The 18797-nt window shown below is 36.4% G+C and carries 19 protein-coding genes; 10 read left to right on the top strand and 9 right to left on the bottom strand.

What is annotated here, in order from left to right; translation table 11 throughout:
- Positions 1–12: 12 nt before the first annotated feature.
- Complete coding sequence (locus tag JOE44_RS00105) at positions 13–1098, bottom strand: efflux RND transporter periplasmic adaptor subunit (protein WP_209783795.1); 1086 nt, start codon at positions 1096–1098, stop codon at positions 13–15.
- A 104-nt stretch (positions 1099–1202) separates the two neighbouring features.
- Positions 1203–1637, bottom strand: a complete 435-nt coding sequence (locus JOE44_RS00110; protein ID WP_209783796.1) for a hypothetical protein — start codon at positions 1635–1637, stop codon at positions 1203–1205.
- Positions 1638–1854: 217 nt separating this feature from the next.
- On the opposite strand from JOE44_RS00110, the gene JOE44_RS00115 reads away from it, so the two are divergent.
- The 3 genes from JOE44_RS00115 to JOE44_RS00125 all read left to right on the top strand — a co-directional run bounded on the left by JOE44_RS00115 (position 1855) and on the right by JOE44_RS00125 (position 5925).
- Positions 1855–2766, top strand: coding sequence for an NAD(P)H-binding protein (locus JOE44_RS00115; RefSeq protein WP_209783797.1), 912 nt, complete (start codon positions 1855–1857; stop codon positions 2764–2766).
- Between the two features lie 474 nt (positions 2767–3240).
- Positions 3241–4161, top strand: coding sequence for an AraC family transcriptional regulator (locus tag JOE44_RS00120; RefSeq protein WP_209783798.1), 921 nt, complete (start codon positions 3241–3243; stop codon positions 4159–4161).
- A 255-nt stretch (positions 4162–4416) separates the two neighbouring features.
- Positions 4417–5925 carry an adenosine kinase gene (locus tag JOE44_RS00125; protein ID WP_209783799.1) on the top strand — a complete coding sequence of 503 codons (1509 nt, stop codon included), beginning with the start codon at positions 4417–4419 and terminating at the stop codon, positions 5923–5925.
- An 88-nt stretch (positions 5926–6013) separates the two neighbouring features.
- Here the strand turns inward: JOE44_RS00125 and JOE44_RS00130 are convergent, their stop codons facing one another.
- Positions 6014–7225, bottom strand: a complete 1212-nt coding sequence (locus JOE44_RS00130) for a crosslink repair DNA glycosylase YcaQ family protein (protein ID WP_209783800.1) — start codon at positions 7223–7225, stop codon at positions 6014–6016.
- Positions 7226–7336: 111 nt separating this feature from the next.
- Positions 7337–8284 (bottom strand): beta-1,6-N-acetylglucosaminyltransferase, encoded by a 948-nt coding sequence (locus JOE44_RS00135; protein WP_209783801.1) that lies wholly within the window; start codon positions 8282–8284, stop codon positions 7337–7339.
- Positions 8285–8713: 429 nt separating this feature from the next.
- Here JOE44_RS00135 and JOE44_RS00140 point away from each other — a divergent pair, with 429 nt between their 5' ends.
- The 3 genes from JOE44_RS00140 (at position 8714) to JOE44_RS00150 (ending at position 10498) form a co-directional block, all read left to right on the top strand.
- Positions 8714–9445: a DEAD/DEAH box helicase gene (locus tag JOE44_RS00140; RefSeq protein ID WP_245169663.1), complete on the top strand. Its 732-nt coding sequence runs from the start codon at positions 8714–8716 to the stop codon at positions 9443–9445.
- Positions 9446–9499: 54 nt separating this feature from the next.
- Complete coding sequence (locus tag JOE44_RS00145; RefSeq protein ID WP_209783802.1) at positions 9500–9694, top strand: cold-shock protein; 195 nt, start codon at positions 9500–9502, stop codon at positions 9692–9694.
- 345 nt (positions 9695–10039) lie between these two features.
- Positions 10040–10498, top strand: coding sequence for a MaoC family dehydratase (locus tag JOE44_RS00150; RefSeq protein WP_209783803.1), 459 nt, complete (start codon positions 10040–10042; stop codon positions 10496–10498).
- An 89-nt stretch (positions 10499–10587) separates the two neighbouring features.
- Here JOE44_RS00150 and JOE44_RS00155 read toward each other — a convergent pair whose 3' ends face one another.
- Together JOE44_RS00155 and JOE44_RS00160 are read right to left on the bottom strand one after the other, a co-directional pair.
- Positions 10588–11550 (bottom strand): zinc-binding dehydrogenase, encoded by a 963-nt coding sequence (locus tag JOE44_RS00155; protein ID WP_209783804.1) that lies wholly within the window; start codon positions 11548–11550, stop codon positions 10588–10590.
- Between the two features lie 56 nt (positions 11551–11606).
- The gene (locus JOE44_RS00160; RefSeq protein ID WP_209783805.1) at positions 11607–12584 is read right to left on the bottom strand and encodes an alpha/beta hydrolase; all 978 of its coding nucleotides are present in this window, start codon (positions 12582–12584) and stop codon (positions 11607–11609) included.
- A 94-nt stretch (positions 12585–12678) separates the two neighbouring features.
- Between JOE44_RS00160 and JOE44_RS00165 the strand changes: the two genes are divergently transcribed.
- From JOE44_RS00165 to JOE44_RS00180, 4 genes are all read left to right on the top strand, one after another.
- On the top strand, positions 12679–13545 hold the full coding sequence (locus tag JOE44_RS00165; RefSeq protein ID WP_209783806.1) for a LysR family transcriptional regulator: 867 nt from the start codon (positions 12679–12681) through the stop codon (positions 13543–13545).
- Positions 13546–13612: 67 nt separating this feature from the next.
- Positions 13613–14170, top strand: coding sequence for a Crp/Fnr family transcriptional regulator (locus JOE44_RS00170; protein ID WP_209783807.1), 558 nt, complete (start codon positions 13613–13615; stop codon positions 14168–14170).
- Between the two features lie 77 nt (positions 14171–14247).
- Positions 14248–15051, top strand: a complete 804-nt coding sequence (locus JOE44_RS00175) for an SDR family oxidoreductase (protein ID WP_209783808.1) — start codon at positions 14248–14250, stop codon at positions 15049–15051.
- Between the two features lie 340 nt (positions 15052–15391).
- Entirely contained in the window at positions 15392–17062 is a 1671-nt protein-coding gene (locus JOE44_RS00180; protein WP_209783809.1) for a lamin tail domain-containing protein, read from the top strand.
- Between the two features lie 150 nt (positions 17063–17212).
- Here the strand turns inward: JOE44_RS00180 and JOE44_RS00185 are convergent, their stop codons facing one another.
- The 3 genes from JOE44_RS00185 to JOE44_RS00195 all read right to left on the bottom strand — a co-directional run bounded on the left by JOE44_RS00185 (position 17213) and on the right by JOE44_RS00195 (position 18712).
- Positions 17213–17680, bottom strand: a complete 468-nt coding sequence (locus JOE44_RS00185) for a hypothetical protein (RefSeq protein WP_209783810.1) — start codon at positions 17678–17680, stop codon at positions 17213–17215.
- A 522-nt stretch (positions 17681–18202) separates the two neighbouring features.
- Positions 18203–18409: a hypothetical protein gene (locus tag JOE44_RS00190; protein ID WP_209783811.1), complete on the bottom strand. Its 207-nt coding sequence runs from the start codon at positions 18407–18409 to the stop codon at positions 18203–18205.
- A gap of 156 nt (positions 18410–18565) precedes the next feature.
- Positions 18566–18712: a hypothetical protein gene (locus tag JOE44_RS00195; RefSeq protein ID WP_209783812.1), complete on the bottom strand. Its 147-nt coding sequence runs from the start codon at positions 18710–18712 to the stop codon at positions 18566–18568.
- Positions 18713–18797 lie beyond the last annotated feature (85 nt).

Below are 18797 nucleotides of genomic sequence, written 5' to 3' on the forward strand. Positions count from 1 at the left end.
GCTGTTTTTGGGTTACTCGGCGTACAGATCCAGATTCGACATTACTTTTTCAGGTTTTTGGTATTTTGAACCAATCTTCTGGTTTTCCTGAACCATTCTAAGCCCTTCCAGCAAGATTCTGTCATCTTTTCCAAGCCCGGAAGAAACTACATAAATGTGTGGCAGCTCAGCAGCTACTTTTATTTCTCTTGCATGCACTTTGTTGTCTTTGCCAATCACATAGACATATTTTTTTTCCAGTTCTTCAAAAGTGGCTTTCTGAGGAATCATCATGGCATTGGTATAAGGTGAAGTAATGACAATATTCCCGGTTTCTCCGTATCTTAACAGACCTTTAGGGTTGGGAAATGTAGCTCTGTAGGCAATATTCCCTGTTTCATTGTCAAAATCAGACTCTATGGTTTGTACCACACCGTCTTGAGTGAATTCTTTGCCATTGGCCATTCTCAGACGTACATGCATTGGGTTGTTATCCTTTTTAGCATCCATCTGGTTAAGATATTCTGCTTCCGGTACATTGAAATATACCCACATTTTGCTGTTGTCGGAAAGTTCCGTTACAAGTTCACCTTCGTCTACAAGGCTTCCTTTTCTTACATGTAATTTTCCTACAATTCCGGTAAAAGGAGCACGGATTTCGGTGAATCTCAAATGGGTATTCATTGAAGTAAGTTCAGCCTGGGCTTTTTCATATTTTGCTTTGGCCATTGCCATTTCCTGAGGAGCAACGATGTCTTTGTCAGAAAGGTTTTTGGTATTCTGATATTCAATCTGTGCATATTTAGACTCTGCTTTGGCGCGGTTTACATCCGATTCATATAGGTTAGGCATAATTTTGAACATCAGCTGCCCTTTTTGTACGAATTGCCCTTCATCTACATAAATAGACTGAATGTATCCTTTTTCCTGGGCACGAAGCTCAATATGATTAATAGAACGGATTTGTGCAACATAATCTTTGTTAACCAAAGTATCTTTTATAAGCGGGCTTGTAACGTTGAATGATGCTGCTTCTGCTTTTTCCTTTTTTTCAGATTGACAGCCTGCAAACAAGAAAATAAGGCACAAGTTGATATACATGAGACTTTTCTTGACCATGATAAATTTTGTTTTTATAATAATTTATAATTGAAAAAATAGAGTTACCTGCTCTCAAATAGGATTTGAAAGCATATAAGGTTTTCGAAAAAATTACTATAAAATCACAGTCTGATGACCCTGTACTGGATGTACAGATCATCATCTAAAGGCTTTAAGTGTTCGGATTGAGCGAGTGAAACAGCGATTTGTCTGTCGTGAAATGTAGTAACAAAACCTGAGATCAGATGCCAGAAACCATCTTTGAAAAGAGCGAGAAGCTCAGTAGAACCGGATGTTTCTACATTGTCGTCATTTTCGTTGTCGTTTTCAGAAAGATTAGCTCTGATTTTGTTGTAGCGGGGATGGCTGACATTGTAAGCATCATTGGCCTCATGATTTTTAAGAAAGGCAAAAGATGCCTTGAAGCTTTTATTCTGATGAACAAGAAGATCAGTGGTAAAATGAAGTTCGGAAGAAATATCTGTTGAAATATACTGCTGGATTTGCCCATAGTACCAACCTAAAACGGTAAGCAATGCAAATAACAAGCTGTACAAATATTGATGAAATCTTTTCCGCATCCCAGAGGCAAAGGTAGGTAAAGTTCAAAATAGGTGCAACCGTTATAGATTAAAAAAGTGTTAAAAAGTGTTCTGTTTACCGAAAAAATGCATCTATTCATCAAGTTTCCTTTTTTGGCTAAGAAGAAGATAGATCCGGTGAAGTCATCTTTACAGGTATTTCAGAATTTTGCTCTAACAAAAAATTATAGAAATGAATATTGTTTTAACAGGTTCCATCGGGAACATCGGAAAACCCCTTACAGAAGAGCTTATACAGAAAGGACACTCGGTAACAGTGATAAGCAGTACTGTAGAAAGAATGTCAGCTATAGAAGCATTGGGAGCAAAAGCGGCGATAGGCAGTATGTTTGATCCTGATTTTCTCACTGATGCATTTACAGGGGCAGATATTGTTTATTTAATGGAGACCATGGAAGCAGCAGGAGATTTTTTTGATAAAGATGTTGATTTTATTGGAAAGATCTGCGAAATTGGCCACCATTACAAAACAGCTGTGGAGCGCTCTGGAGTGAAGAAAATTATTCATCTCAGCAGTATTGGAGCTCACACGGATAAAGGGACGGGGATTATCGTGTTTCATCATCATGTAGAACAGATTCTGAAGCAGCTTCCGGATGAAGTTGCCATCAAATTTATTCGTCCGGTAGGTATTTATTTCAATATGTTTTCATTCATCAGTACGATTAAAAACAAAGGTGCTATTATTTCCAATTGGGGAGGAGATCAGAAAGAACCGTGGGTTTCTCCATTAGATATTGCGGCTGTTATTGCAGAAGAAACTGAAAAACCATTTGAAGGAAGAACAGTTCGTTACGTAGCAAGTGATGAGGTTTCTCCTAATGAAATTGCGAAAGCTTTGGGGAACTCAATCGGTAAGCCGGATCTTCAGTGGAAGGTGATCTCAGATCAGGAATTATTGAAAAGCTGGCTTGATATGGGCTTTAATGAGCAGGTGGCTAAAGGTTTTGTAGAAACTCAGGCAGCTCAGGGAAGCGGGATTCTGTATGAAGATTATGATCAGCATCAGCCTGTTTTGGGAAAAGTAAAACTGGCCGACTTTGTAAAGGAATTTGCTGAGGTCTATCAAAATGATGAAGTGTAAATAGTGAACCACAAAAGTCACAAAAGTTTTTAAGCATTTTAGTAAGACGAAGACCATATTCTTACGCTGAAAAGTACACTTAAGAATAAAATAACGCACTGCTTTAACCACAACCATCTGTGAAAATCTGTGTCATCTGCGGGAAAAATAAACCACAAAAGTCACAAAAGAAGTAAATATTTAATTAAAAAAAAGAGAAAATTTTGACGTAGAGAAGTTCAAATAAGTTTTGAAAATAAAAGTATTAACGTAAATATTTGTGAAAATCTGTGCAATCTGCGGGAAAAATAAATCACAAAAGTCACAAAAGAAGTAAATATTTAATTAAAAAAAGAGAAAATTTTGCCGTAGAGAAGTTCAAATAAGTTTTGAAAATAATAGTATTAACGTAAATATTTGTGAAAATCTGTGTCATCTGTGCGAAAAACTCTACAACAAAAGTTTACTGCAAAAACAATTTGTAATTTTATAGATATGGAAAGACGGGCTATCAAAAGAATAAAAACCATTACGGAATTTCACCGTTCAAGAGGGCTGAATCCTCCTGAACATCCATTGATCAGTGTTATCGATTATAAGGATGTAAAGCGGCCTGCCGACATTGGTGAAGTTAATTGGATGCTGGGTTTTTACCAGATTTCTTTAAAAATAGGAATGAATGGCAAGCTGAAATATGGCCAGCAGGAATATGATTTTGATGAAGGAACCCTTTTCTTTATTTCTCCCAACCAGGTTTTCAGGATTGAAGCGGATTCCGGTCCGAAAGAAAAACAATCCGGCTGGATGCTATTAATTCACCCTGATTTTCTGTGGCATACTTCACTTGCCAAAACCATAAAGCAGTATGATTTTTTTGATTATTCAGTGAATGAAGCTTTATTTCTTTCAAAAAAAGAAGAGCTTACCATCAATGGAATTATAGAAAATATTGAGCAGGAGTATCATTCGGTGATCGATAAATTCAGTCAGAATATTATTATTTCACACATTGAAACATTGCTCAATTATTCAGAAAGGTTCTACGAACGGCAGTTTATTACCAGAAAAATAACCAACCATACCATTCTGAATCGTTTAGAAGTTATGCTGGATGATTATTTCAATGATAATGATCTTGTGTCAAAAAGATTACCTACCGTGCAGTTTGTTGCAGATCATCTTGGAATTTCTCCCAATTATTTAAGTCGTATGTTAAGAACGCTTACCGGTCAGAGTACCCAGCAGTTTATTCATGATAAACTGATTGAAAAAGCAAAAGAAAAGCTTTCTACCACAGATTTGTCTGTAAGTGAGATTGCTTATGAGCTCGGTTTTGAACATCCACAATCTTTTACCAAATTGTTTAAAAATAAAACCCGTCTTTCTCCATTGGAGTTCAGAACTTCTTTTCAGTAGAGAATTCGGAAATGGTTTCTTTATTTCTCATTATTGAATGTTGTCCTTAAAAATTCCGTCACAATTGGCGCACCTCACACCCTGTAAGTGAGGCCGGTCAGAAAACAATTAAAGCATAATAATTACCTGAGGATTTTAATAAAATTAATATTATTTTTGAAATAGCTTTATTTTGCACAATTTTTGCTGTAAAAAGCTACTTTTTAACGGTTAAAAATATAACCGATAGTACAAAAAACTCCTCCAATATTTATTATGATGAAAAAATACCTTATTTATATATCACTTTTAGGCTCACCTCTATTTTGGGGACAAACTAAAGTGGCGGAAAAATCTGTCTATCAACAGAAATGGGCATCGTCTGAGAAAGAAAATGAGGCGATGGCCTTTGATGCTGATATAAAATTATCGGATACGGAAATCGTTTTGGATAAGAAAATATTCCAGATCCGCAAACAGTTTCTCAGTGATACGGAAAAGAAAAAAATATCTTTATATAACAGCTCTTTTAATGAAATTAAGCCGTTAATTGAAAGCAGCAAGTTGTTTGAATTCCTTCAGACTATGCCGAAAGGAGGTTTGCTGCATACCCACAGTGGAGGAATAACAGATGTGAAATGGATCATTTCGGCCGCCAGAAAATATCAGGAATGTTATGTGTATGATCAGAAAGATAATGATCAGTTCATTTTCGGACAGCTGGCTTTTTTTGAAAACGGAAAAGTTCCGAACGGATTTGTAAGTCTTGATAAAAAGCTGACCTCAACTCCTGATTTTGAAAAAGAACTCCAGGATCTTCTTACACTGAAACGTGACAATCTTTGCTCTTATACAGATTATTGGATTGAATTTGAAAAACGTTTTAAGAGGATCAGTCTGCTGCTTCCGTACCGTCCATTCTTTAAAGAATATTATCTGAAAGGATTTAAAGATCTGATAAAAGATAAAGTACAGCACGTAGAAATCAGGTATATCTTTGATGAACTTTATGATTTTCAGCATGGCAAATATCCTTTGAAAACTTCCATCACAGATCTGAAGGATATTCTTAAAGAAATACATCAGTCGGATCCGCAGTTCACCCTTAAACTGATCTATTCAAGCTTTAAATTCTTAGATAATGAAAGTATTGGAAAACAACTGGAAACAGCATTTGAACTGAAGAAAGAATTTCCGGATATGATCTCAGGATTTGATCTTGTGGCAGATGAAGCAGCAGGGCACAACATCAGTTTTTTTGAGAAAAGCTGGACAAAACTGGATGAACTTCATAAAAAGTATGGAGTAGAGCTTCCTCTCTACCTTCATGCCGGAGAAAGCAGCTCTATCCTGAATAAAAATGTTTTGGATGTAGCGCTGTTAAACAATAAAAGAATTGGGCACGGATTGAATCTGATTTATTTTCCCAAAACAATGGAACAAATCAGAAAACAGAATAAACTGGTTGAAGTAAGCCCGATCAGTAATCAGATCTTAGGATATGTAAGTGACCTGAGAAATCATCCTGCAAGGGTTTTACTGAGCAATGGAATACAATGCTCTATCAGCAGCGATGATCCTTCCGTCTATGGATATACAGGGCTCAGCTATGATTTCTGGGTAACGCAGGTATATTGGGATCTGGATTTAAAAGCCCTGAAGAAACTGGTTTTCAATTCCATTAATTATTCTTCTATGAATGACGGTGAGAAAAAGAAAGCACTCACTTACCTGAACCAGCAATGGGATGATTTTGTTCAGAAAACAAATCAGAAATTAAACTAATCGGGATTACCCTGATAAAAATAAAATCGCATTATTGAGCTCAATAATGCGATTTGTCTTTTAATAGAAACATTCAGATAAGCAGCTATTACTTTTTAAACTTTAATCCGGACAATTCTTTTTTCACGGGAGCATTCAGTTTTGATGGACTTACTTTTGTCAAAGTCAAAGATTCACAGCCATTAAAAACAGCAAAACGTTTTATAGTTTCTGCGAAAGGTTTCAGCCACAATTCAATATCCAAAGTATTGTTTTCAATATGTAAATGAATGAGCTCCAGTTTTTTTTCTTTTCTGTGAGCTTTGCAGTCGACTCTTCCTATGAACTGGTCACCATACAGAATGGGCAGACAGAAGTAACCGTATTGTCTTTTTTCTTTTGGCGTATAACATTCCAGCCGGAAATCAAAATCAAAAATCTGCCTGATTCTATCCCGATGGATAATAGAATTGTCAAAGGGAGACAGCAGGTGTATATTGGAATCTTTCAGATCAAATGTCTTTTCAAAAACATCATTCCGAATAAAAGCAGAAGAGAGTCCTTCTATTTTGACCTGAGATATTTCCCCTTTATCCAGCATAGTTTTTAAAACGGTATTGACATTCTTTTTTAAGTCGTTTCCTTTCCGAAGGTGGGTAATCTGCTTTACCGTTGTCAATCCATAGGCACGCAGATTGGTTTTAACCAGATATTCTGCAAACTCAAGTGGAGTAGGTTCCGTGGTATCAATAAAAGAAAGCAAAACCCTTTCAGCGAGATCATATGTTTTCTGCATTCCGGAACGTCCGCTGATCATCAGATCTCCCTGCATGAAAAGTCTTTCCAGCGCTAATTTGGCAGGCTTCCAATTCCACCAGCTTCCGGCTTTATGGCTTTCATTTTCAAAATCTCTTGCTCTTTTAGGTCCTTCATTGCGGATAGTGTCCATGACATATTCCATCACTTTAGGATCTGCATTGTAGTAACGGGATTCTCCTCTTTTGATCGTCAGCATTTGGGGTAAAACATACCGGAAGTCCTGCATGGGAAGATAGGAAGCAGCATGGAACCAATATTCAAATACTTTACGGTCTTCCACCAGTTCTTCCAGATAATCTGTCTGAAAATCTGGGATTCTTGTCCAAAGCGTATGATGATGGGCTCGTTCCACAATCGATAAAGTATCAATCTGAATATATCCAAGATGTTCCACTGCATTCAAAACTGCAGTTTTTCCAGTTCCGAACGGCGTACTATGTATTAATCCCTGACAGTCTAAAGTGGCAAGCTTTACATGTTCCGGAGTCAGCTTCTTTTCCATATTGTAATTCCAAGAAAACAGATTTTATGATGTTTCTTTCAAATATAATGATTTAGCAGAAAAGCAGTAAAGAGTATCTGTCTTAAGCATATTGGGGATGAAGTTCAAAAATCAGTTGTTTTGACGGTTATTTCTTTTCAATTCTCTTTCTACTTCATTTACATAAGGAAGGGGAGTAAGATAGCTGTCTTCAATGTATTTTCTGATACTTTCATCTGTTTTTTTGTTAACCTTTCTGATGAAAAGCTGATTGCCGGATTTTAATGATTGAATATAATTGAATGTATTCTGGGTATTTTGAAAAAAGGAGGTCTCAAGTACCGCTCTTTTATCATCATTGACAATAATATCATTGAATGATGTATTCATAAGAACAGTCTGGAAAAATGAATCTGCAGGTAAAAAAGTATGAAGATAATAGTCTTCAAAATCCATTACAGTTTTGTTGTTTGTTAAAAATAAGCAGGTTTCTCTTGTAAACATAAACCATTTGCCACCTATATAGGGTATTACATTTTTCATAAAAGATCTTTTGTAGATGAAAGATGAAATAACATAAGCCAATTCTGTAAAGTGATTTTGTATTCTTTGCAGCGTGTCTGGTCTGTAAAACTTCTGATCATAATAAAAAAGATAATTCCTGCCTTTATTGGTGGTAAGAAATTTACGGATAATATTTTGTGATTTCAGTGGATAATCTTCACCGCTCAGATTAATAAAATAATCCCATTCTTTGCTTACATTCAGGAGGAATTCCATAGCGTTCAATTCTGCCTGAACGATGTTGAAACCTCCCGAAACTATATTTATACTGTCCAGAATATAAACATTGGGAAAATGAACGATATAAAGCTGTATTTCTTCAATGAACTCTTGTTTTGCTTTTTTATCAATATGGATAAGATAAAACTGATCCCTGGTATAGATCTTCTGAAACATATTTTTAAATATTTCAGGTTTATGATGTATCATAATGAAATAAGCAATTCTTACATGAAGGCCTGTATGGGACTCTAATGTTCTGGGGGAAGGGCTGGGTAAGGGAAAAGAAGTTTGCATATTCCGGAGTTTAAAATCATCCGCGTCAGCAAACAATTCGTTTAATTTGCAGAAGGTACGAATAAATTTTTGATAATCAGTTAATTATATAAGGTGATGTTCGTTTTTTTTATTGTAGGTTTGCAGAACATTTATAAAAACAGGTCACTGCCTTTGCTATTCTGTCATAGTTTAAAATCACTTTTTTCTTTCAGTTTTGCTTTTTCAGCTACCAATTTATAGCCTTTGTTTTCATAATGGAAATAAGAGATTATAAAGTTCTATTGTAGATAAGAGCGACACGTTATTGCCGGGCCATCCGTAATATAGATAAAAATATTATTGTAGCTGAGGCAAGAGAAAGATGAACAGAAAAGAATACTCTTTTGTTTGTCATTATAATACACCGATTCAAATTCTGATCAACAGATTTGTTTTAAGATACCGGGAATGCCGGAATTTATAATGAATTTTAAAAATTTAAATCTAATTAATCCTATTATCCGTGCAGTGACAGAAGCCGGATATTCCAGACCTACTGAAATACAGTACTCTGCAATTCCGCATATTTTGGCAGGAAGGGATATTGTAGTGTCTGCACAGACAGGTGCTGGAAAAACAGCTGCATTTGCTATGCCTATTTTACAGTTGCTGAAAAGACAAACTCCGGATCATAAAGAAATACGAACTTTAATACTTACACCAACTCAGGAACTGGCCATACAGATAGAAGAGAATTTTAAAATCTACAGTAAATATTTACCATTGTCTCTGCTTTCTGTTTATGAAGGGGTTTCCATTGGTAGCCATCTTGCAGCACTAAGAAAAAGAGTAGATATTCTTGTGGCAACACCTGGAGGATTGCTTGATGTAGAAAATCAGAGACATATTGATCTTTCTAAAATTGAGCTGTTTGTTTTAGATGATACCGATAAAATGCTTGATATGGGACTCACTAATCATATAAAAAAAATATTGAATCTGGTTTCTCATAGAAGACAAAACCTGCTTTTTTCTGCTACAATGCCGGGAAGTTTAAAATATTTCGCCAAAACAATCCTGAACAATCCTGTAGAGATTATTGCAGATCCTGCATCTTCAATACCACAAACGGTGAAGCTCCCGGATCTTAAAAATATTCAACCGCTGATAGGAAACACAATGCCTGTCAGTATATCATAAATAAAATCTGTAACGTTTACAGATTATAATACACAATTTTTAATAACAATTACAATGCAAGAAGGCACCGTAAAATTTTTTAATGAAGCAAAAGGCTTCGGTTTTATTACTCCGGCAGACGGAAGTAAAGACATATTTGTACATTCTTCAGGATTAAACACAAGAGTAATCCGCGAGAATGATAAAGTAGCTTTTGATGTACAAAAAAGTGATAAAGGTTTAAATGCTGTTAACGTAAAGTTAGCTTAATTTAAAATCTTAATTGCAGGTATATTAGAAAAATATTTTGCCATATCAAGTCTCATATTTTTATAAGTTCAAAATTTCATGGAACTTAGTATATCTGGATATATTGTTTGAAAGAACATTGATGTAATGTAAATTACTTTTTATTTTCATTATGTTCATTAGCCTCTTACTTTTACGTAAGAGGTTTTTAGAGATTTAAAAAAATAAGGAAGCAATTGGTCTGAATATTGACAGACTAAGGCCGGATGCCTGGAAAATAAATATGCAGTGTTGATATACACTCGGCTACGGTGATAATCATTGAGCTATACATATTGTAATCCCTCAAAAGGTTCAGAAAAAGATATGATTATTATTAATAATTTTAATGAATATAAGTCTCTTGAAGGGCAGGTATTGGGATATTCTGCCTGGCATTTGATAGATCAGGATCAGATCGATAGATTTGCAAATGCTACATTAGATAACCAGTGGATTCATACTGATCAGGAAAAAGCGGAAAGAGAAGGGCCATTTAAGTCAACAATTGCTCATGGTTATTTAACTTTATCATTGATCCCTTATCTCTGGAAACAGATTGCAGATGTAAGAAATGTAAAAATGGAGATCAACTACGGAATAGAAAATCTTAAATTCGGAGAAGCTGTGCTGGTAAATAGTGCTGTGAAGCTGAAGGCTACGGTAAAATCTGTGATTGATCTTAGGGGAACTGTTAAAGTAATCGTAGAAGCTCAACTGCTAATTAAAGATCGTACAAAGCCCGCTTATATAGGTGATGTCATTTTCCTTTATCATTTTTTATAAAGATGAATCTCCTTTCAGAGAATATAAAAATTTGAAAGCATTATTGAATTCAATGATGCTTTCAAATTTTATGACCTTATTATAAATAATTACACGGTCAATACAATTTTTCCTAATAAAGGTCTGTCTCTTTTCGAATCCTCAATTCTTTGATGAGCTTTTTGGACATCTTCAAGTGAATATATGCTGTCTATAACAGGTTTTACATGTCCGGTTTCAATTAATTCAGTGATATGGTGAAGTTCATCCCTGCTTTGTCGGGTAAAAACAAAATGATACGTCGCATTCTTTTCCCACGCATTGATGAGGTTTTGAGGCTGTGGAATATCAACGAGTGTTACTACAGAACCGTAATCTGCTAATGCAAGCGGACTGTCTGAAAGGGTAGTTCCTCCCACAGTGTCGATGATTACATTAACACCCTTTCCATTCGTATGTGTTTTGATTTCCTCAATATAATTTTCCTTATGATGATCAATTACAACATCAGCTCCAAGATTTTTTAGTTTTTCATGTAAAATATTTTGCCCGGTGGTATAAACAAAAGCACCCAATGATTTAGCAACCTGTATGGCCAATGTTCCTACACCTCCGGCACCACCAAGGATAAGAATACGGTCTCCTTTTTTCAATTGAGCCCTTACCACAAGCATTTCCCAAACTGTCCCTCCAATAAGGGGAATAGAAGCAGCTTCCTCATAGCTGATAGTATCCGGCATTCTGGATAATGAAGACTCATCGGTAAGATGATACTCGGCATAGCTCCCCGAACTTCCAAAACGCGGGGAATAATACACCTTATCACCAGGTTTCCATTTTTTAACGGATTCACCTACAGCTATAATATCACCGGCAATATCATGCCCTGTTATCATAGGCAGATCGAAAAGTGATGCATAATCACCTCTTCTGATCTGATAATCCAGCGGGTTAATAGAGGTTGCTCTTACTTTTACCAGTACCTGAGACGGATCTTTTATAACAGGATCAGGCATTTCCGTAAGCTGCAGAACTTCCGGTCCGCCATAGTTTGTAATGAGAATTGTTTTCATAGTGAGATATTTCTCTTATTCTTTTTTTAAGGAAAATGATTTTCTGATTATAGATTTTATCGGGGTAATGTTCCCATAAATTCAAAGATTTCAGCACCTATTTCTGCTGCATTTGTTTCCAGGGCAAAATGTCCCGTATCATAAAACTTTAATTTCGCATCCGGTACATCTTTTTTATAGGTTTCAGCTCCGGCAGGAAGAAAATAAGGATCTTTGTTTCCCCACACCAATAATAATTTTGGCTGATATTTTCTGAAATATTCATGGAATTTGGGATATAAAGCCACATTGGTTCTGTAATCTTTTACCAAATCCAGCTGTATCTCTATATTGCCTGGTCTGTCAAGGAATTTCTGATCGAGGGTATACGCTTCCGGGGCAATTAATGAAGGATCAGAAACACCATGCTGATACTGAAACAGGGTAACTTCTTCAGATACAAAGTTTTTTAAGGCAAGACGGTTGGCCTGTGAAGGATCTTTCCAGTATTTCTGGATGGGATTCCATTGATCGCTTAAACCTTCTTCATACGCATTTCCGTTTTGTGAAACGATTCCCGTGATTTTCTCAGGATTATTCATCGCCAGACGTAACCCTACCGGAGCTCCGTAATCAAAGATATAAACGGCAAAACGTTTCATCTCCAGCTTGTCTACAAAGGCCTGTACCGTTCCAGCAAGATTGTCGAATGTATAAGAGAACCTATTATGATCCGGAGCATCAGAATAACCGAATCCCGGAAGATCCGGCGCAATTACATGGTATTTTTTGCTCAAAATCGGGATCAGATTTCTGAACATATGAGATGAGGTAGGATATCCGTGGAGAAGAAGGATCGTGGGAGCATCGGCTGGGCCGGCCTCTCTGTAAAACAGGTTAAGATCATTTACTTTGATGTTGCGATAATGAATAGGATAGTTTTCCATAATGTGATTGTTTGAATGTAATTTTTGATTGGACTGTGCCATGGTCATCGTACCTGTGAATAAGGCAACAGATAAACCTGCAATGAATTGTCTTGAAATTATTTTCATTTATTTTTTTTGATAGTTCAAAATTAATATGGATATTTGATTATTAAAAACGATTAATTATAATGATTTAAATCACTAATAATGATTAATTGAAATGAATATACACGATTTAAAAATATTTGAAGCCGTAGCAGAAACGGGAAGTTTTACAAAAGCAGCCTCTGTCATGTTTACCGTCCAGTCCAATGTTACAGCAAGAATAAAAAGTCTTGAAGATGAGTTTAATACCAAGCTTTTTTCACGTACCTCAAGAAAAGTAGAGCTTACATCTGAAGGCATGATCCTGATGCAGTATTCTAAACAGATTCAGCATTTGGTGGAAGAAGCAAAAAACAATATTCTGAGCGGTGACAACATCCGGGGTTGTCTGAAAATAGGCTGTATAGAAACAACAATGGCATTAAAAGTTCCGGAAATCCTCAATACTTTTGATGAAAAATACCCTGGTATTGAGCTGGAATTTAAGTCAGATACCAGAGATTCAGTACTGTCTGATGTTTTGGAGTACAGGCTTGATGCAGCCTTTGTTTCTGCCCCTGTGAATGCCAAAGGATTGGAGAAAATTTGTATTAAGGAAGAACAGCTTGTGATTCTGGCTTCCTCAAAAGGCCCGAATCTGCAGACACTCATCGCCAATGAACCCCTGAAAATAGTGGTATTTGATGAAGGCTGTATTTTCAGGGAACGATTAGAATCCTGGCTGAGCCATAAAGGAATTCTTAATTATAAAAGTACGGTCCTGAATTCTATTGAAGGAGTCATTAACTTTGTGGAAGCTGGCCTGGGAGTCAGCATATTGCCTGAGGAAGTGGTTAATCAATATTATGCAGGAAGAGGCATTAAGACGTATGGACTGAACAAACAGCTGGGAACGATGAATACGATTCTTGTTTTCAGAAAAGACGGACCACAGTCCAAAGCTCTGCAGTGTTTTATTGATATGCATTCTCAATTATTATAATTCTTCTCCAACTTGCTTTTTACCAAATGGTAAATATTCTACCTTAACTATTGCTAACTTTGTCATAATGAAAGAGTTTATAGAATATATCCTGCAATTTGGTCATTTAAACCAGCAACAAATAGACCTTATCACAAGCAAAGCCAAAGAAATTGAGCTGAGCAAAGATGAGTATTTTGCAGAAGCAGGGAAAGTCCTGAGACAGGTAGGTTTTCTTCTCGACGGAATTCTTCGTATCTGTTATTACAACAGCAAAGGAGAAGAAATTACCAAGATTTTTCTGGAAGAGAACCATCTACTTTTTAATCTGAAAAATGTGCCTTCCACAGAATATATACAGGCTGCAACCCATTGCCAGCTGCTTGTGTTTTCTAATCAGGACTGGAAAGATATTTCAGATACGATTATTGACTGGGAAAATATCATTCAGAAAATCACGAATAAAGCACTCGCTCAGAAATTAGAAAGAGTAAGCCCGTTAGTAGCTCAGGATGCTACCACCCGCTATCTGGAATTCATGGAAAAATATCCCACACTGGTTAACCGTATTCCTTTGTCATATATTGCTTCTTATCTTGGGATTACCCAGCAGTCACTCAGCAGAATCAGAAAAAATATCCGGTAAACTGCTTTTTACCAAATGGTAAACAGGTTCTTTTTTTATCGTTGCACATTTGTGATATCAATTTTAAAAAAGAAAAAATGAACCCAACGATTTTCATTACAGGTACATCATCAGGATTAGGAAAGGCGGCTGCAAAGCTGTTTGCATCAAAAAACTGGACGGTAATTGCTGCTATGCGGTATCCGGAAAAAGAAACTGAGCTTACAGAGTTTCCCAATATCCATCTCCTGAAATTAGACATCAGCGATCCGAAACAGATTTCCGGAATTGCTTCAGAAGCAGAAAAGATAAGCCCTGTAGATATAGTACTGAATAATGCCGCCTATGGACTTATGGGACCTTTTGAAGGAACTACAGACGAAGAATTGAGCCAACAGATCAATACTAATTTTTTAGGAACGATACTGGTTACAAAATCATTTCTTCCTTATTTAAGAGCCAGAAAAAAGGGAACAATAATTACGGTAACCTCATCCACAGCCAACATTCCATATCCTTTTGTTTCTGTATATGCTGCAACAAAATCAGCGCTTGAAAAATGGTCAGAAGGCATGAGTTATGAATTGAAAGAGTGGGGGATCAGTATCAAAACAGTGGTTCCTGCTTATATGCAGACTCATTTTGGAAGCAATGCCCAAATGGTTTCCCATCCGGATTACCAGAATGTTTTCAATCAATATATTAAATCGATGAGAGCAGATTCCACTGCGAAACGGGATACTCCTGAAACTATTGCCGATATCGTGTATGAAGCAGCAACAGACCACAAGCAGCAGGTTCATTATATCGCTGGTGATCTGGCAACCGCAGAATATGAATGGCTTAGAACAGAGGGAATAGAAACTGTATTGGAAACAATGAGCCAGCGGTTTTTGGGCTGATGCATTATTTTCAAAACAATCTGTATTCTTAACGATCTTCATTTTACAACAGGCCTTTCAAACCTGAAAGGCCTGTTGATTTTAAATATGTTTTTTATTTCAACGCGTGAGTATGCTTAAGAGAAAAAGCGAAGATTTTTAAGAAGGTTATTTTTTATACGTAAAAATGCCTATGCGCTACAGTACAAATACTTGGCTTCAAAATCAGAGATTTATACCCTAAAATCCGGTCTTTTTTCATCGTTACTTTGGTATGTTCAAAAGAAGCTTCCAAACCCTGAACAACGGCAGTATCCGAAAAGCCAACAAAAGAGTAGGAACCATACCAAATATTATCATCATGAAAAATCCAGAAAATGTTGCTCCCTTTGTAGAAGCATCACAAATTATTACAGAACTGAAAGACAGAGCCAATGATATTCTTTCCAGTGTTTTAAGTACAGACCTGTCCGCAATCACCATCAATGGCAAAGGAAATTTCCCTTATTACTGGCAGGATCCGTCTAATCTGAAGTTTAATAAGAAAACTTACGATTGGATCTCTTCCAACCTTAGAGCCAATACGGAGCCGGTGCAGCTGGATCAGGTATTTACCAATTACTTTATTGATGCTTTCTCAAAAGTCAACTATTCTTTATCCGTAGAAGATACCGCTGTACTGAATGATGCCCATACAAGAGCTACAGATCAGCAAATGGCTTTACTTAATGCGTGGGTAGCTGCTTATAATACGCTTCCTCCTGCTACCGACACCATGCAGCCTATTGATATCATTATGGATAAAATTGCTACAGAATGGGCGAATCCCGCTACTACTTTGTACCAGATTCAGAAAAGTGATAATCTTGATGCTCTGCTGAACAAGACTCCGGCAAGCGGAAAACCGATTATTCCTGTGCTAGCTAATTATCTGGATGCGCTGGGTGCTACGATATCTCTGCAGAACAATGTGACGATGAATAACGGCTACTTATCCAAAGCATTAAAGAATGTACAGAATCCTAAAAAAGAAAATGGCGGACTGTTGCTGAATGACGACAGTATTTTACCAGCTTTTCAGGTGACAACACCGCTTAGCGATATTTTAAACGGTCTTAAAAATACCGCTCAGACCGCTCAGATTGATATGGAAGTCAACCGTGAATCTGAAAGCAAGTTCCGGGTTTCCGTAGAGGGAAAAACGGGTTTTTCTATTCCTATCTTTGATTTCTTTACGTTGGGAATTGGTGGCAATGCCAATTATTTCAGTGAAGATATTGCGATAAGTAAAAACTCTATCAAAATATCAATGATGTTTACAGGAGTTACTCTTGTTAACTTTGGACCAACAGATTTTAATATAGCCAGTAATATGTACTGGGCATGGTTTGATCCGATCCGTAAAGCGCAGATCAACAGCAGAGACAAAGACGAAGAAAAACATATCTCAGGATATAAATTTTCTCCGGATCCGGGTATGAAATTCAATGCGGAAGGACCTTTCGGTTTACTGAACGGGGTGGCGATTTCCAATTATCCTACGGTAGAGATCACTGTAACGGGTGAAGATTATAAGAGTATTCAGAAAACTTTTGAACAGTCTACTTCCGCTACGCTTTCTTTCTTAGGAATTCCTTTGGCGAGTGTTAAAGAATCTACCTATTCTTCTTCTTACTCTGTAGACCAATCAAAATCTACAATTAAGATCACACTCAGTCCTCCGCCAAGTCTGGTTGCGGGTAACAATAGAGATTCCATAGCATGGGTTCTGGGTGCTATTGTGGATTATCCGGCTGAGGTAGGTGATGATGTTGAACTTCTGGATAATGAAGAGTTAGTAGCGAAAGGTGCTTATCCTAACTACCAGCTGTATAAAGATAACTTCGGAACTACCTATTGTTCTGTAAAAAAAGTGAAATCTCATGCTGTGGGTGCTACATGGGTAAGTGAATGTCTTGCTGCCCATCCGGGAACAAGCCCGGCAGGAAAACCATGGACAAGCCCTAAGCAATCCGGGGTAATCTGGCCATAAACCAACAAAAAATAATTCATAAAAATAGACTGTCTTTTGAGACAGTCTATTTTGTTAGGTACTATATCAAGATCTTCTTTTATCTGTCTGTGTTCAGACTTTTTCTGGTCTGAAATAGAGAGACTTTGAAGAATAGTGAAGTTTAAAAAACTATTTGACAAGAAGATAGATTCCAACGCCAATAGCAGCATAAGCCGTAACAGTAAGGATATCAGCGATAGGCTGCGAAAAACGTTTTTCTGCAATTCTCTCGCTATTGATCTGGTTCTTATGGAATTTCAAACTTTTTTTAGCATTACGAACGGGATGTGCTACCAGACTGTCGCCTTCCCATCGGTCAACGATAACTTTATAACTCTTGTTATCCACTTCAATTTTAACATTTTTACCCGCAGCTAATTTCTCCTGAATATTAACCGGAGCAGGTGCCTGCTGGATGTTCAAGCTTTGAGGTGCAGCGGTAGTGTTCATTTGAGGAGCGGTATTATTGGCAATCGCTGTATTCTTTTTAGAGTCCTGCTTATTGCCGGCAGCCGGATCCACTGGCTTTTTTACCTGATAAGTATAGCAACTGGTAAGCGTACATAATATAATGATGAAATAAAGATTCTTTCGCATAAGCCAAATTTAAGAATTAAACGGAATATTTGAGAGTTTCTTTTAAAAGATGATGTTTTTTTGGAAAATTTCTGCTGTTTACAATACAGATAGTTTGCTGATATCTCAGTTGAGGTTTTGGAACGCTATTTTGGGGTTCTGAAATGCTCCTTTAAGGTCTTTATGTTCTGCCGATAGGTCCGTGATTCCTAATTTCTCATGGGTAAACCCCAAGGGAAGGGTTTTATATTGCTCCGGATGGGTCTGGAACCGCAAAAGAATATTCTGGAACCGTTACATAGGGCTAAAATAAAATAGCAGCGTACTGTTTTTGTCTTTAAAGTGTAAGTCTCATACAAAAGAACTTCGTTTGATATCCTTGTCAAGGTTTTAAACCTTGACAAGGATGGTTTCCCGTACAAAAGATTATTCGAATGAAAAGGATTTTTTTTAGAATAGTGATGTGGCGATAAAATCATACGAAGGAATTTGGGCAATAGAAGGGAAGATCTTTTGAGGAAGAGAGGTTGTAACTACTATAGTTTATATTTCATTATAAAACTTTTTTCTAAACCAAGTTTTTATATTTTTAAAAAGCTCTAAATGAATATTTTCTAATCTATATATATTTCTATCTAATTCACTGAGTAATTCAAATTGCTTTTTAATATACTCTTGGAAATTAATGTCTTTATGATCATAAAGTTTATTATTTTCCAGATGTGCTTTTCTAATTTCTTTATGTGTCATGCATTTTATAATGGGGTTATTTTTGTTTTTTTTGTATAATCTCCTAAATACTTATAGTCGATTATTTTTCAATAGTTTTTATTAATATATATCAATCTAGTACAAGAAGTACGGTTTATATAAAACCAAAAATCCCAGTTTTGCTGGGAAAATTGATCATTTTGAATCTCCGGGTTTGTGCTTATGAGGTTTTAGTTCTGGATGTTTTGGTTTTGTTTCCGGTGTTACTCTTCTTCTTCTGTCTGGGATTCCGTCAGACTTATCAGGTTTTGGACCAGGTTTAATTGCTTTAATTGTTTCCATAATAAATTTGTTTAACAGACTAAAGTTATCATAAGTTGAGAGTTTTACATTATGGTAATCCGTAATAAAGGTATTATGATCTCAT

Source organism: Chryseobacterium sp. PvR013 (assembly GCF_017833095.1).
GTDB lineage: Bacteria > Bacteroidota > Bacteroidia > Flavobacteriales > Weeksellaceae > Chryseobacterium > Chryseobacterium culicis_A.

What these genes read in the sequence shown, in the direction of transcription:
- JOE44_RS00140 (WP_245169663.1), top strand. Translation starts at nt 8,714, where the DNA reads ATGCCGGAATTTATAATGAATTTTAAAAATTTAAATCTAATTAATCCT.
- JOE44_RS00145 (WP_209783802.1), top strand. Translation starts at nt 9,500, where the DNA reads ATGCAAGAAGGCACCGTAAAATTTTTTAATGAAGCAAAAGGCTTCGGT.
- JOE44_RS00115 (WP_209783797.1), top strand. Translation starts at nt 1,855, where the DNA reads ATGAATATTGTTTTAACAGGTTCCATCGGGAACATCGGAAAACCCCTT.
- JOE44_RS00190 (WP_209783811.1), bottom strand. Translation starts at nt 18,409, where the DNA reads ATGACACATAAAGAAATTAGAAAAGCACATCTGGAAAATAATAAACTT.
- JOE44_RS00185 (WP_209783810.1), bottom strand. Translation starts at nt 17,680, where the DNA reads ATGCGAAAGAATCTTTATTTCATCATTATATTATGTACGCTTACCAGT.
- JOE44_RS00130 (WP_209783800.1), bottom strand. Translation starts at nt 7,225, where the DNA reads ATGGAAAAGAAGCTGACTCCGGAACATGTAAAGCTTGCCACTTTAGAC.
- JOE44_RS00105 (WP_209783795.1), bottom strand. Translation starts at nt 1,098, where the DNA reads ATGGTCAAGAAAAGTCTCATGTATATCAACTTGTGCCTTATTTTCTTG.
- JOE44_RS00175 (WP_209783808.1), top strand. Translation starts at nt 14,248, where the DNA reads ATGAACCCAACGATTTTCATTACAGGTACATCATCAGGATTAGGAAAG.
- JOE44_RS00180 (WP_209783809.1), top strand. Translation starts at nt 15,392, where the DNA reads ATGAAAAATCCAGAAAATGTTGCTCCCTTTGTAGAAGCATCACAAATT.
- JOE44_RS00170 (WP_209783807.1), top strand. Translation starts at nt 13,613, where the DNA reads ATGAAAGAGTTTATAGAATATATCCTGCAATTTGGTCATTTAAACCAG.
- JOE44_RS00125 (WP_209783799.1), top strand. Translation starts at nt 4,417, where the DNA reads ATGATGAAAAAATACCTTATTTATATATCACTTTTAGGCTCACCTCTA.
- JOE44_RS00120 (WP_209783798.1), top strand. Translation starts at nt 3,241, where the DNA reads ATGGAAAGACGGGCTATCAAAAGAATAAAAACCATTACGGAATTTCAC.
- JOE44_RS00155 (WP_209783804.1), bottom strand. Translation starts at nt 11,550, where the DNA reads ATGAAAACAATTCTCATTACAAACTATGGCGGACCGGAAGTTCTGCAG.
- JOE44_RS00150 (WP_209783803.1), top strand. Translation starts at nt 10,040, where the DNA reads ATGATTATTATTAATAATTTTAATGAATATAAGTCTCTTGAAGGGCAG.
- JOE44_RS00160 (WP_209783805.1), bottom strand. Translation starts at nt 12,584, where the DNA reads ATGAAAATAATTTCAAGACAATTCATTGCAGGTTTATCTGTTGCCTTA.
- JOE44_RS00135 (WP_209783801.1), bottom strand. Translation starts at nt 8,284, where the DNA reads ATGCAAACTTCTTTTCCCTTACCCAGCCCTTCCCCCAGAACATTAGAG.
- JOE44_RS00165 (WP_209783806.1), top strand. Translation starts at nt 12,679, where the DNA reads ATGAATATACACGATTTAAAAATATTTGAAGCCGTAGCAGAAACGGGA.
- JOE44_RS00195 (WP_209783812.1), bottom strand. Translation starts at nt 18,712, where the DNA reads ATGGAAACAATTAAAGCAATTAAACCTGGTCCAAAACCTGATAAGTCT.